The organism is Streptomyces sp. NPDC002577 (assembly GCF_053594815.1).
Map to the genome: position 1 here is coordinate 34,744 of NZ_JBSFWK010000051.1, position 13,165 is coordinate 47,908.

12 protein-coding genes and 1 pseudogene are annotated in these 13,165 nt (G+C 67.7%); 5 read left to right on the forward strand and 8 right to left on the reverse strand.

Annotation, left to right across the window (positions count from 1 at the left end; translation table 11 throughout):
• Positions 1 to 43 precede the first annotated feature (43 nt).
• From ACWD4J_RS37595 to ACWD4J_RS37605, 3 genes are all read left to right on the forward strand, one after another.
• The gene (locus tag ACWD4J_RS37595; protein WP_451400025.1) at positions 44 to 2,743 is read left to right on the forward strand and encodes a LuxR C-terminal-related transcriptional regulator; all 2,700 of its coding nucleotides are present in this window, start codon (positions 44 to 46) and stop codon (positions 2,741 to 2,743) included.
• Between the two features lie 86 nt (positions 2,744 to 2,829).
• On the forward strand, positions 2,830 to 3,027 hold the full coding sequence (locus ACWD4J_RS37600) for a hypothetical protein (RefSeq protein ID WP_451400026.1): 198 nt from the start codon (positions 2,830 to 2,832) through the stop codon (positions 3,025 to 3,027).
• Positions 3,028 to 3,108: 81 nt separating this feature from the next.
• Positions 3,109 to 3,510, forward strand: coding sequence for an SHOCT domain-containing protein (locus ACWD4J_RS37605; RefSeq protein ID WP_451400027.1), 402 nt, complete (start codon positions 3,109 to 3,111; stop codon positions 3,508 to 3,510).
• Positions 3,511 to 3,530: 20 nt separating this feature from the next.
• Here ACWD4J_RS37605 and ACWD4J_RS37610 read toward each other — a convergent pair whose 3' ends face one another.
• The gene (locus tag ACWD4J_RS37610; RefSeq protein ID WP_451400028.1) at positions 3,531 to 3,983 is read right to left on the reverse strand and encodes a helix-turn-helix domain-containing protein; all 453 of its coding nucleotides are present in this window, start codon (positions 3,981 to 3,983) and stop codon (positions 3,531 to 3,533) included.
• A 70-nt stretch (positions 3,984 to 4,053) separates the two neighbouring features.
• On the opposite strand from ACWD4J_RS37610, the gene ACWD4J_RS37615 reads away from it, so the two are divergent.
• Together ACWD4J_RS37615 and ACWD4J_RS37620 are read left to right on the forward strand one after the other, a co-directional pair.
• A complete protein-coding gene (locus ACWD4J_RS37615) occupies positions 4,054 to 5,316 on the forward strand; it encodes an MFS transporter (protein ID WP_451400029.1) in 1,263 nt (420 codons plus the stop codon).
• 27 nt (positions 5,317 to 5,343) lie between these two features.
• Positions 5,344 to 6,024, forward strand: coding sequence for a hypothetical protein (locus ACWD4J_RS37620; RefSeq protein WP_451400030.1), 681 nt, complete (start codon positions 5,344 to 5,346; stop codon positions 6,022 to 6,024).
• Between the two features lie 123 nt (positions 6,025 to 6,147).
• On the opposite strand, the gene ACWD4J_RS37625 is transcribed toward ACWD4J_RS37620, so the two are convergent.
• The 7 genes and pseudogenes from ACWD4J_RS37625 to ACWD4J_RS37655 form a co-directional block, all read right to left on the reverse strand.
• Positions 6,148 to 7,005, reverse strand: coding sequence for a class I SAM-dependent methyltransferase (locus tag ACWD4J_RS37625; protein ID WP_451400031.1), 858 nt, complete (start codon positions 7,003 to 7,005; stop codon positions 6,148 to 6,150).
• A gap of 20 nt (positions 7,006 to 7,025) precedes the next feature.
• Positions 7,026 to 7,371: pseudogene (locus ACWD4J_RS37630) on the reverse strand (VOC family protein).
• Between the two features lies 1 nt (position 7,372).
• Positions 7,373 to 7,552 carry a ribbon-helix-helix domain-containing protein gene (locus tag ACWD4J_RS37635; protein WP_451400032.1) on the reverse strand — a complete coding sequence of 60 codons (180 nt, stop codon included), beginning with the start codon at positions 7,550 to 7,552 and terminating at the stop codon, positions 7,373 to 7,375.
• Between the two features lie 270 nt (positions 7,553 to 7,822).
• On the reverse strand, positions 7,823 to 9,205 hold the full coding sequence (locus ACWD4J_RS37640) for a DUF2079 domain-containing protein (RefSeq protein ID WP_451400054.1): 1,383 nt from the start codon (positions 9,203 to 9,205) through the stop codon (positions 7,823 to 7,825).
• An 856-nt stretch (positions 9,206 to 10,061) separates the two neighbouring features.
• On the reverse strand, positions 10,062 to 10,382 hold the full coding sequence (locus ACWD4J_RS37645; RefSeq protein WP_451400033.1) for a hypothetical protein: 321 nt from the start codon (positions 10,380 to 10,382) through the stop codon (positions 10,062 to 10,064).
• A 170-nt stretch (positions 10,383 to 10,552) separates the two neighbouring features.
• Positions 10,553 to 10,891, reverse strand: coding sequence for a YciI family protein (locus ACWD4J_RS37650; protein WP_451400034.1), 339 nt, complete (start codon positions 10,889 to 10,891; stop codon positions 10,553 to 10,555).
• Between the two features lie 105 nt (positions 10,892 to 10,996).
• A complete protein-coding gene (locus ACWD4J_RS37655; RefSeq protein WP_451400035.1) occupies positions 10,997 to 12,496 on the reverse strand; it encodes a hypothetical protein in 1,500 nt (499 codons plus the stop codon).
• Between the last annotated feature and the right edge of the window lie 669 nt (positions 12,497 to 13,165).

Here is a 13,165-nt window from a genome sequence, read left to right on the forward strand (position 1 = left end):
ACAGCGAACGATCCGACCGATCGCCGTCCCGGTGGTGGTCCAAATGTCCATGACCAGCGTGCTCACGGCGGCGGCTCCGACCGGGGATCCGCTGCTCGCGGCGAAGTTCTCCCTTCCCGCCGAGCCGCGTACGTACGTCCACCGGCAGCGGCTCGTGGACCGGCTGAGCGGCGCGGTCGCCGGGCCCCTGACCTTGATCACCGGTCCGGCAGGCGCCGGAAAGACCACGCTCGCCGCCTCCTGGGCACGCCGTGGCGCGGCCCCCGGACCCGTGGTCTGGCTGACCCTGGAGCCCCCGGACGACGCCCCCGGTGTCTTCTGGGCGTACGTACTCGAAGCCCTCCGCAGAAAGCCGTTGCCGCTGGGCGAGGAGGTCGGCGCACCGGCCTCTGCCGGAGGTGTCGACCAGTCGCTGCTGGCCCGGCTCGTCTGTGCCCTGGACCGGCTTCCGGAGCCCGTCGTACTCGTGCTCGACGGTGTGGACGCCCTGCGCTGCCCGGAGGTGACCGGCTCCCTGGGATTCGTGCTCGACCACGTAGGGGACCGGCTGCGCCTGGTGCTCACCAGCCGGGTGGAGCCGCTGCTGCCGCTGCACCGCTACCGGGCAGGGGACCGGCTCACCGAGATCCGGTGGGCCGACCTGGCCTTCACCGTGCATGAGGCCCGGCGCCTGCTCCGGCGGCACGGGCTGACGCCCGACCGGGTCACTGTCGAGGCGCTCACCGGCCGTACCGAGGGCTGGGCCGCCGGGCTGCGCTTGTGCGCCCTGTCCATGGAACGCCGCCGGGACCCGGCGGAGTTCGCCCGGTCGTTCGCGGCCTCCGAGCAGGCCGTCGCCGACTACCTGCTGGCAGAGGTCCTCGACGCACAGCTCCCCGCGACCCAGGAACTGCTGCTGCGCACCAGCATCCTCGACCGGGTCCACCCGGAACTCGCCAATGCGCTGACCGGGGGTGAGGAGGCCGAACCCGTTCTGGCCCGCCTCATCCGGGACGACGCCTTCCTCGAACCGCTCACCGAGGCGCCTTGGTGCCGCTTCCATCCGCTGTTCGCCGACGTCCTGCACACCCATCTGCGCAGGCGGCATCCAGGTCTCGAGCCACGGTTGCACCGAAGCGCCGCGCACTGGCTGGCCCGTGCGGGCCAGACCGTGGAGGCCGTGGGACACGCCACCGCCGCCGGTGACTGGCAGTTCGCGTCCGCCGAGGTGATCGAGCAGCTGATGGTCGGCAGGCTGCTCGCCGGACCCGACGTCGACCGGCTCACCGGCCTCTTGTCCCGCATGCCCGACGACGTACTGGGCCCCGAACCCGCCCTCGTGGCCGCGGCCTGCCGGCTGGCCAGAGGCGACGCCTCGGGGTGCCGCAAACGCCTCGCAGCACTGGGACCCCACCTGCAACGCGGGAAGGCGACAGTCGACGGAACGACCGCAACCGCCGTGCTTCTGACCCACGCCCTGCTCCGGTTGCTGTGCGGGCCGTCCACGCCGGGCGGCTGCGCAGGCGCACAGCGCACGGCACGGCAGGTCGCGGAACTGATGGCGCAGATGCCTGGATTCCGCATCGAAGCACGTCCTGAGATCGAAGCTCTGCGGCGGCATGGCCTGGCCGACGCCCTTCTGCGGTCAGGCCGTCTGGCGGACGCCCGCGCGGCCTACTCCGACACCGTCGACGCCTGCTCCACCAGGGCCACCTGCCTGGTGCGACACACTGCCATGGGTAAACTCGCGCTGACCGAAGCGATCCACGGATCGCTGGTTGCGGCAGCGGAACATGCCGCGCTCTCCGCAGAGGTCGCCGACCGGCACGGCGTCCCACCGCTTCACCGCTCCGGAGCCGGCCACCTCGCACTGGCCGCGGTCGCCTGCGAACACGGTGATCCACACACCGCGCGCCACCATCTCGCCGTCGCTGAAGGGTGCAGCGACGTCCACAGAGATCCGGTCCTGACCACCGAAAGAGCCCTGCTGCGCTCCAAGGTCGAACTCGAACAAGGACGGATGGAAGCAGCCGCCGTCGTCCTGGACAGCCATGGGACCGACCGCACGCCCTGGACCACCGAACGCCTTGCCATGGCCCGCTCCGCCCTGGCCATGGCGAGGGGCGATGCCGACGCGGCGATCAACGCTCTGGAGAGTCCCGCCGAGCCCGCCGGACCGTCACGAACGGCGGCCCTCGCGCTCGCCCACATCGCCGCCGGGCACACCGATGCGGCCCAGGAGCTCGCACGCACCGTCAGCGAAGCGCCGCAAGCCGGCCTCGCCGACCGTGTCAGAGCCCGATTGGTGCACGCCCACGCCGCGCTGCTTCACCATGACGCCACCACCGCTCGCAAGCACTTCCGGCAGGCCCTGAGCGAAGCCGCCCGGGAAGGACTGCGACAGCTCTTCACCGAGACCGGACCATGGCCTCGGGAACTCTACGACGGCCGCGTCCAGCAGGTCGTCCGGCCCAAGGGCGCCTCGGTCGCCCCGCCGGCCCTCGTCGAACCGCTGAGCAAACGTGAGCGCGAGGTCCTCACGCTCGTCGCACAGATGATGTCCACCGAAGAGATCGCCGCCGAACTTCATCTGTCCGTCAACACGGTCAAGACACACCTGCGGAGCATTTATCACAAGCTCTGTGTCTCGCGCCGCCGCGACGCGGTCGAACGCGGAAGGCAGCTGCGCATCCTGCGACCGCTGGACACCTGTCCGCGCTCACCTGGTGAGGGTGATGGCACACCTCCGGCCGGTGACGCATGATGCGGGAAACCGCGTCGGAACCGCTCGATGGCAGCTGCATGCCATCCGAATCCAGCCGAATGCCAGCAGGAAGGAGCGGTGCACGCATGCGTTACGAGTTCCGTGTCACCGGCCGAGTCTCCGCCCCCCTCGCCGAGGCCTTCCCGGAGCTGGACTCGGTGCCGCTCCCACGGCAGACCCTGTTCTCCGGCACCGTCGCCGACGAAGCGCATCTGTACGGGTTGCTGCTGCGGTTCCAGGACCTCGGTCTGCGCGTCGAGGAAATGCGGCGCGTCCATGAGTAGTCGCGATCCCGAACATGCTTCGCATGTCAGGTCGGTGTCACTGGGGGAGAGCCGGTGTCAGTGGGGGAGAGGAGAACAACGATGAACCTTGCCTACGACTACCCGGTCCTCGGCTTCTTCTGGACGGCCATGTGGCTCCTTCTGTGGGTGCTGTGGATCTTCCTCGTCATCAGGATCATCATGGACATCTTCCGCGACGACGGTCTGAACGGCTGGGCCAAGGCCGGCTGGCTCGCCTGCGTGGTCGTCCTGCCCTTCATCGGCGTCCTCGTCTACGTCATCGCCCGCGGCAAGGACATGGGCAGACGAGAGCACCAGCACGCCCGCGCCCGGAAGCAGTCCTTCGACGCTCACATCCGCCGGTCCGCGGGTACCGGCCCCGCGAGCGAGGTGGAGCAGCTCGCCAAACTCTCCGAGATCCACGCCCGCGGAGACATCTCCGACGAAGAATTCCGGCAGGTCAAGGAACTCATCCTGCGCTGACCGCTGGTGTGTTCGCGGTGTCACTCCTCGTTCTTGAAGCTTGGCCGGGACAGCAGGAGCAGGTCCAAGAGCCGGTCCATGTCCCGTGCGGTGAGGTCGTCTCCTGTCACTGCGCTCAGCGCGAGGACTGCGGTCTGCAGCCGCTTCATCACCAGTGACGTGTGCGTCCTGGTCTCTTTGGCCAGCCGCTGGGCCACGGCATGCGTGCGCGGTGACGTCATGAGCGTCTGAACTGTGTCGGGTACTTCGGGCTCTTTTGTGCTGTGACTGTCGCTGGTCAGGTCGAGTTCCAGTCGGGTGCCGAGTGCGGCCGCCAGTTGCTGCAGCGCGGCCATGGTCGGGTTGCCCCGGCCGTTCTCCAGGTTCGCGATGTACGGAACCGACAGGCCGGCATCGATCGCTACTGAGGCAATCGTGCGTCCAGCCTCCTGGCGTCGCGCCCGCAGTACCCGGCCAAGCTCGATCCTGTCCATCCCCAACCCTCGTAACTGTTCTGTCAGAACACTATTGCCGATGAGTGTCTCCTGAGAATAATTGCTTCGCATGGACTCGTCAGCCCTCAAGAACGGCAACTTTCGCCTCTTATGGACCAGCAGCACGATCTCCGGACTCGGCTCCTGGCTGCTCGTCGTCGCCCTCCCCTTCTACGTTTTCCAGCTCACCGGTTCGCCTGCCGCAACGGGCCTCACCCTGGCGTTGGAGGCCGCGCCGTCGCTGCTGATCGGCCCCTGGGCCGGCGCACTCCTCGACCGGCGCAGACCAGCCCACGCCATGTGGCTGGCCGACCTCGCCAGCGCCGCAGCGGTGGCCCTGATTCTGCTGGCCGACAGGCCAGGCCGCGTATGGCTGCTCTACCTGGCCGTACTCGGCATGAACCTGGCGACCACCGTCTTTCGGCCGGCAGCCCGCGCGCTGACCCCCGCCGTCCTCGGCACCGGGCCGGACCTTGCCACGGCAAACGCCTTCACCGCGCTGTCCGGCAGCGTGCTGCGCCTGGTTGCCCCTCCCCTCGGCGCCGTGCTGTTGGCAGGCCCCGGCATCACGTGGGTCGTGCTCATCGACATCACCAGCTACCTGATGTCCGCCGCTCTGATTGCCAGAGTGGGCCGCAGCATCCCTGCGCCCCCACCTGTCACGTGCGAGCGGAGCTCGCTGGCCGATCTCCGTGTCGGTCTCGCGCATGTCGCCCGGACCCCGTTGCTGCGCGGCCCTCTGGCCGGCAACGGCGTGTTCCTCACCGCGAACGCAGCCCTGACGGCGCTCCTCGTCCCGTTCGTCACCAACCACCTGCACGCGCCCGGATACAGCGTCGGCTATCTGATCTCGGGCCTGGGTGCAGGCTTCGTCTTCGGCTCGGCCGCCGCCCGCCGGCTTCTCGACAGGTTCGCCATCCGGCGCCTGCTGGCCGGAACCCAACTCGCGAACGGCGTAGCGTACTTCGCTCTGTTCAACTCACCGGACCTCGCCGTAGCCGTCGTCTCCGCCATGGTGATCGGTCTGCCCGGCAGCATCCTGCTCATCTCCGTGGAGACCCACATCCAGCGCACCGCCCCGCCCAGCATGCTCGGCCGCATCGGCGCGCTGTTCTTCGCCATGGACTCCCTCGCCACCGTCATCGGAGCTCTCAGCGCGCCGGCCCTGGTCGCGCTCCTTGGACTGAGCCCCGCACTCAACTCCATCAGCGCTCTCGCGCTCCTTGCAGCACCGGTCACCTGGATTACGCTGCCACCCTCGGTGCCGAAGCTCCGGATTGCCCGGGCCTTGCGCTCAACGAGCTCCACGGCAACCCGTGAGCGGGGCCAGTGACGCCGGCAGGAGCGGTACGGTCCTGCCATGTCTCGATCAGCCAATGCTGGACCGTCCTCGTCCTCGTCCCCGTCCTCGCCCAGGTCACCCGTCACTGCGGACGATCTCGACCTTGCCGTGCAGCTCGCTGTGGCTGCTCTTCGCCAGGCGCCCCCTGCGGCTTGGGATGGCATGGCTGGTTCGCTGGAGTGGGACTGTTGGGAGACCGTCGAGCACCTCAGCGACGATCTGTTTGCGTACGCCGTTCAACTGGGCCCCAGAACACCGCCCTTGGACAGCGAGGTGCCTTTTGTATGGGAGAGTCGCAGGCCCGGCGGCCCTGCGAACGCTGTCCACGCCGACCGTGCAGCGGGACCCCAGGGGCTGTTGCAGGTGCTGGAGGCGTGCGGTGCGCTGCTGGTCGCCATGGTGCGCACGACGCCGTCGCAGGTCCGCGCCCACCATTCCTACGGCGTATCGGACCCCGAAGGCTTTGCCGCGATGGGGATTGTGGAGACCCTGGTGCACACCCACGATCTGGCCGAGGGACTCGGGCTCGCCTGGACCCCGCCCGCCGATCTCTGCTCGCGGGTGCTGGCCCGGCTGTTCCCGGACGCCCCGCGGACCACGGACCCCTGGCCCACGTTGTTGTGGGCTACAGGACGTGCCGAACTGCCCGAGCGGCCTCGTCTGACCACCTGGCGCTGGTACGGCGCACCCCGGTCATAGATCTCCGGTCGTTGGGGCTGCGAAGGATCGCCCGGGTGGGGCCTGATCAGGCTGCTGCGTGAGGGGGGCGTCCACGCCCAACCGACCCCCCTGCCCCTGGAATGCCGGCGTTGACGAGGCGGTTCAGGTGCTGGCCAGCAGCAGGTCCTCTCCGCTTGACGGGCGAAGGCCGTCCGTGCGATCGGCGAAGTAGCGCTCGGCGAGCAAACCGCCCGACACGTGTCGGACGTCTTTGAAGCCGGCTTCGCGGGCCAGTGTCAGCATTTCCTGTGGGGTGTAGAAGCTCATGAACGGCGTTCCGGATGCGCGCGCGCCTTCCTCGCTCGCCCGGAGGCCGGGGCGATCGGAGTCGTCGACAAGTTCCGTCGGCAGAAGGAAGGACATGGCCAGCGTCGAGCCGGGTGCGAGCCCGGCGATCTGGCGCAGGGTGGCCGCGGTGGCGTCTTTGGTGAGGTACATGGCGACGCCGGTGGAGACGATGACCGCGGGTTGGCCGGAGTCGAAACCGGCGGCGGCCAGCTGCTCCACCCAGGACTTGCTCGCCTCGAAGTCGACCGGAACCAGGTGCAGCCAGTCAGGGATGCCATAGCCGAGTTCGACCAGGCGGTGGCGCTTCCAGGCCTGGGGTCCGGGCTGGTCGACCTCGAAGAGCCGCAGGCGGGAGGCGATGTCCGGCTTGCGCTGGGCGAAGGTGTCGAGCCCGGCTCCCAGGAGGACGTATTGGGCGACGCCGCGGTCGGCCTGCTCGGCGACCAGATCCTCGATGAAACGAGCGCGGGCCACAATGGCTGCCCGGAACCCGCTGGTGGCGTGCGGGTCCATGTCGGGGCGGTGGCGCCAGTTTTCATCGGGAGCTGCCAGCTGCAGGCCGATCTCGTCCTCGACCACGTGGGGCGGCGGGTCGACCTGGACGTGCATCGCCCGCCAGAGGGCGACCCGCACCGCGGTGCTGTCCGGCGCCTCGGTCTGCTCGTCTGTCATGGTGTTCCCTCTCGTCGTGGTCAGTTCTTGGCCGGAGCTTGGAGGCTCCACAGACGCCCGTCGGGGTCGCGGACCGTCATCTCCTTGGTCCCGTAATGCGTGTCCTCGAACGGCGTGACCACCTCGACGGCGGGATCGGGACGGAACGCATCTGCGTTCGGCACCTTCAGCACGATCTGCATCTGCGGCTTTCGGTCTTCGGGGGATCTCCGCGATGAAGACGTACGGACCGTCGCCGTTGCGAAGCCGGCCGGAGTTGTGGTCGGTCGCGAACTCCAGATCGAAGCCAAGCGCCTGGAAGAACTGCGCCGCTTTACCCCAGTTGTGGGTCTCCAGGAAAACGGCCTCGATTCCTTCAGTCGCCATCTCAGGTCTCCTTCTCGGTCGACTGCTGCTCTTGCCCATGGTTGTCGTCGAGGTAGGCGCGCAGCGCGTCAGCGACCAGCGCCGACAAAGACATGCCCGACTCGATGGCGCGGAACTTGACCTGCTTGATCAGCCCGATCGGCAGGTACACGTTGAACTGCTTGACTTCCTCATCACCCACCAGCTCAGGCTAGCATCCTAGTAAGCTAGCCAGGCAAAGCTGAACCAGGTCAGATCAGGTCAGGCCAGGTCGCGTCGGCTGCGAGCGGCGCTTTGAGCCACAGTCAAAGACGACTGGATCCGCTTGATGTGCCGGCGGGCGGCAACCAGGGCGCCCTGGACGAGCCGGTGGAGGCGCTGCCGGGAACCCGGCACACCGCGCTGTCGGACCACGCCGACGGCCGCGGCCATCCGAGTGGGCGGGCGTCAGTCAATGGCCACGCGGCCTCCGTCACCCGGTGCGCTGCGCGTCCAATTTCAATAGCCAGTAGCCGTTTTCGCCTGCGAGGGTCGTGTACCTCGCCTGTGGGTGGAGCTGGTTGACGTAGTCGAGTACCGCGCGCTCCGACTTGTCTGGCTCATCGAGGGCTATGTATTCCGGGGTCGTACCCTGAGTGTTGCCGACCCAGAAGACCTGAGTTCGGTTGGTGAGATGGGTGCTGACACCCTCGTTCGCCTCGACCGCCGCGCCGTCGGGGACCCTTGCCAGGACACGGGCCGCTGCGGCGGCTCGAGGGCCGGGCTCGTAGGTCGCCTTGTGGGTGAGGTCGGCCAGTGGCAGCGCTGTACTCAGTGCAACGGCTGTGGCGAGGACCGCGGCCGGTAGGTGGTCGGCGTATGAACGCCAGCGGCAGCGGGGGAGGGCGTCGGCCAGGGCGAGGAAAGCGATGGGCATGAGGACGGCGCTGTAGTGCCAGTCGGTCCCCCAGAAGTGCGGGTCGCTTGAGAGGAAGCGCCAGCCGATCGTGGGAAGGGCCGCGATAATCAGCGGTGAACCCAGTGCGAGCAGACCGCTGGTCGGCAGCAGGATCCACAGCAGGGTGCGGAACTTCTGGACCGGGGATGAGAAGAGACCGCTCAACGGATTGCCGCCACCCCCACCGAGCTTGGTTGCATAGTCGTAGTGGCCGGCAGTGTTGAACATCGGTATGACGAAGGCGACGATGATTGCGCAGGCAACCACGCCGAAGACCATCAGCGAGACCGCCAAGGGCACGGCACGGCGCTCGGTGCGGCGGGCCCGCAAGATGACGATCACCCCAATGGCGGCGGCCGTCAGGCCTAGATCGTCCTTGACGAGGACAAGAGGCGCGGCCCACAAGACCGCCGCACGCCAGCGTTGACGCAGAACGGCTTCGAGGGCGAAGGCGATCAGCGGTACAGCAAAGCAGATCTCATGGAAGTCGAATTCCACCGCACGCTGGACACCCCAGGACAGTCCGTACGCAGTACCGAGCACCAGTCCCCGTCCTCGGCCCAGCAACTGGCTGGCGGCCCGCGTGACGGGTATTACGGAGACGGCGAAGAGCGCTGCCTGGACGGTGAGGAGGGTGATGGAGGTCGGGAAGAGGCGGTACAACGGGGCGATGAACGCGATGATTGGGCTGAAATGATCGCCAAGGATATTGAAGCCCGGACCCTTGATGTCGACGATCGGTGCTTGCAGGTGAGCGTAAGCACGGACAGCCTGCTCGAAGATTCCCAGGTCCCAGGACATCGTCGCCACACGCCGGAAGCGGCAGATGGATAGGGCTGCATAGGCGGTGAAGAATATTATCGCCAGCCAATAGGGAGCGAGCTGCGGGCGGGTGGGCGATTTGGTGTCGTTCGTTATGGTCGCCTCCGGCTCACGCCGGATGGCTTGAGTGGGGTTCCCGTCGATGGTCGCGCTGGCGGAGTTTCCGCGGTACTTATTTGCTTCGATTTCCGTGGTCAAAGTCGCTCACTGCTTCCTCGGCTCGGACGGATATCGGGTCTCGGTTTTTGGGGCAGGGAAGAGTGGAGCGGGATTCTGGAGCTACCGATTCGACGGTGGGTTCCGGTGGCTGGCGCTGCCCCAAGGCGCAGTGAACGCAGCAGGGGTCAGCTCAGGAACTCCCCTCCGCGCCTGCCGCATTTCACCGATCGCGCCGCTTCCCGCATATCAATGCGATTATTGCAAAAATTCCGAAGCCGAGAAATGCGCCGCCGATCTGGTAAAGTTCCGGGTTCACTCGGCACCCGCCTCGTGGACCGCGAATAGTATTTCTACTCCCGGGCGGGGTGATTGTGGAGCGGCGGTATGCTCAGGGTTTGAGTGATCACTGAATGGCTTTAGGTGGGAAGCGCAGAAACCCTTGCCAAGCCACTGGCGAGTCAGAGCCATTTGGTGATTCCGTTCGGAGGTCACTGCTTTTTGCGGGTAGCTGCCCTCGCATATTCACCTCCAAAACGCTGTCGTCTATGTAAAATAAGTGATTTCCACTGTATGCCTCGCATTGATGGATTGCAGGTCAGCTGGTCTGAACGGCTCAAGGAAAGTCGATAGCGCATGGCCTTGCGCCGCTGGCCTCGATTGCAGGCGTCGCCCAGATCAGGGGCTGCCTGTTGGAACAGCGCGGCGAACACCCGCTGGACGTCACGAGTGGTGAGGGGGCAGCTGCTCGTCGGCCGTGCCGGGCTCGCTCAGCGGCTGCGGTGCCGACCGATGATCACGGTCGCCGCGGCGTCCCGGCACCGGACAGCACCGTCAGGATCAGGGACGCTGCTCGTCCGGCTGGACGTCGTTCGGCGGGCGGGATCGGCTCAATCAGTGGGCCACCGATTCTCGTTCGAATTGCGGGTTGCCGGCGGTCCAGGCCGCGGCGCGCGGTGTTCACGAACTCCATTTGCGCCGCGGTCAACTCGGCCTGCAGTTCCCGCCATCCCTCGGCCTGCGGGGCGTCGCGATGCACGAACACGTCCATTGCGTTGAGGACCTCTGCCAAACGACTCGCCGCCGCGACCACGCCCTCGTCGGCGACCAGACTCAAGGCCGCCAACGCACCTCCCCACCGCGCTGTCCCGTCGGGCGCCAGCGGCATGCTGGTGCGCCCGAGTGATCGTGGAGTCGACCGAGACTTCCCAGCAGCTTGCAGCATGCCGATCCTGCAGGTCACAAGCCAATTCCGAGCCAGGCCCAGCCGCGGGGGGTCGTCTTCGATCAGACGGTCGGGTCGGGCATGATCTCCCGGACCTCTTGCGCACAGCGGCATGCGGCAGCGATCTTGGCAGCCCACTCCAGCGCATCCTCACGTGAGGGCACATCAATGATCGCAAACCCGCCGAGCACCGCCTTGGTCTCCGGGTAAGGGCCGTTGGTGACGGTCCCGTCGGTGGACACGACGCTCGCCTGCTGCCTTTCCAGTCCACCGCCGAAGACCCACACAGCGGCGTCCCGAGCCTTGCGCACCACCTCGAGCGAGGCCTCGGCCACCTCGGGCAACTCCTCCTCGGGGAAGGTCATCGCGCCGTCATCAAACGAGATCAGGTACCGCGTCATACATGGCTCCCTTGACCGTTGGCCTCCTTCGGCCGCCTCTCACCCTACGACGAACGCCTCCCTTCAGAACCGCATGATGTCCGCGACTCTGCCCTCGACGCACGGTCAGCCGCGCCGCCGGCGCCGCACCAGGACGAACGTCAGGGCGGCCAGGATCACCGCGGCCCCCGCGCCGATCGCGCCCCACGGGGCCGTGGGGCGGTGGGCCGCCGCCGGCGAGGCGTCGAGCGGGATGACGGCGGTGTCGTTGCCGGGTGTGCGGTCGTAGGGGTTGAAGGTGCGGATGGTGCCGTGGGCGCCGGGGACCTGCCGGTCGATATGGATGCGGAAGCCGATGACGGTGGTGCCGCCCTCGTTGTGCACCTCGGAGAATTCGTCGTACCCGATCTGGCAGCGGAAGGCGCCGCCGGATTTCTTCGGCTGCACGCAGGCCCAGTCACCGCCGTCCCCCTCGAAGGTGTACGGGATGGAGGTGACGGTGGTTCCCTCTGGTGGGACGACCTCGAAGCCGCCCATCGACCCGTCGTCGAGCGGCCGTCCGGGCCCGTGGTCGCGCACGCCGAGCCGCACCGTGACGGTGTCGCCGACCTGGCCCCGTATGGTCGCCGTCACCGGTTCGTAGTCGGTCTGCACGTCGGTATCGACGCGGACACTGCCGCTGGTCGCGGTCAGGCCGCGGGCGGAGGTCTCGGTCAGGGCCAGCGGGGCATCGGTGCCGCGTACGGAGGTCTCGTCCAGTTGCGGCGGTTCGGCCGACCAGTTGTAGGTCAGGGTGCCGGTCAGCTTCCCCGACTGCGCGGTGTAGCGGATCGGGGCGGCGGTACGGTAGGCGGTGTGCGGCGCCGCCTTCGTGTCGAACACACACCAGGCGGTGGTGAATTCGTCCTCGAAGGTGCAGTTGCCGGGACGCGAGGTGAGCCGCAGACCGTCGCCGGCGTCGATACGGAGGCCGACGCCGTGCTTCACGGTGAACCGGCTGCGGTTGGCGAAAGCAGGGGTCAGCGACACGGACTTCCCCGGAGTGAGCCCCTTCACCGACGCCTGCTCCTCGGGCGCGTACAGGGTCGGCTCGCCCACCGTCATACGCGTACTGCCGGTGACGGGGCTCGCGTTGTCGGCCGTGACGGTGTACGTCACGGTTCCGCTGTCACCGGGCTCGACACCGTCCACGCCGTACAGGGTGAAGGGCGCGTTGGACTCCCCGTCGCCGTTCTGCACATCGCCGTATGCGCAGGTGAAAACCGGGCCTTCACCGGTGCAGTTCCCGCCCGCGCCCTTCTGCGCGCGGGCGACACCCTTCAGCCCCGAGGTGTTCACCACCACCGTGACATTACGGGCCGGTCCGCCGTCACCGCCCGCGACGGAGACGGGCAGGGTGAAGGCGCCGTTCTGCGCCTCGGCGCCCTCGTCGGCGTTGTACATCGCAAAAGTGCTCGGAGCCTCCAGCCGCAGCGTCACCCGCGCTCCGCCGTCGGCCACCGCGGGCCCGGCGGCCGTGCCGAGCACAGCGGCGACCAGGATGGCGAACCCGGCGGCGAGGGCGGCGGCCCGGGCGGCCGGAGGTCTGGGGGCGAGCACGAGCGTTCGGCGTGACTTCTTCGTCATGGGGGCGCCAGGCAAGGTGGGTTCGAGGAACACCTCGTCATCGTCGGTGTCATTCCCCTTGGGCAACTTGGTGCGCGCGCACGGGTTCGAGTCACGCACCGTCCCTGGGGGACGCAGTGGGCCTGGCCGCCCGTTCTGAAGATCCAGAATCCGCATCTTCCTCGTCACAGGTTTCGCACCACGTCCGCCCCGTCCGGGAGCCACCGATCCGCCACATCGCGGTGTGGGAGGGGGGCTCCGGTCAGACGCTGATCGATCCCGATGGACGCCACGCAAGGGAGCCTACGAGGCCTCGGTGCAGCGTTTGTGCAGCGTGCGGTGTTCCCCCGCCGCCATGAGGAAAGCATTCCCACAGGCCAAAACGGTTCTGCCGTGGTGGGGCGGGTCGGACTCGGACCTGATTCGGTGGCCTATCTCACATGAGGTTCTGTTGTCGAACCGGACATCACCGCCCGATTCGATCTTGCCGAGCTCTCCTCGGTCCCGCTCGGTCCTGGACGGTCCTGGACGGTGAGGCGATTGCCTCACGGTCGTTCGAGAGACGAGGTGAGCCGGAGCTCTCGGCGTCGCTCGAATCCTTCGAGCGACGCCGAGAGTTCGCGCGCTTCAGGATCGAAGTGCTGTATCCGAATCGGTCATGGCTGTCCGACGAGGAGCTGGCCTCCCTCA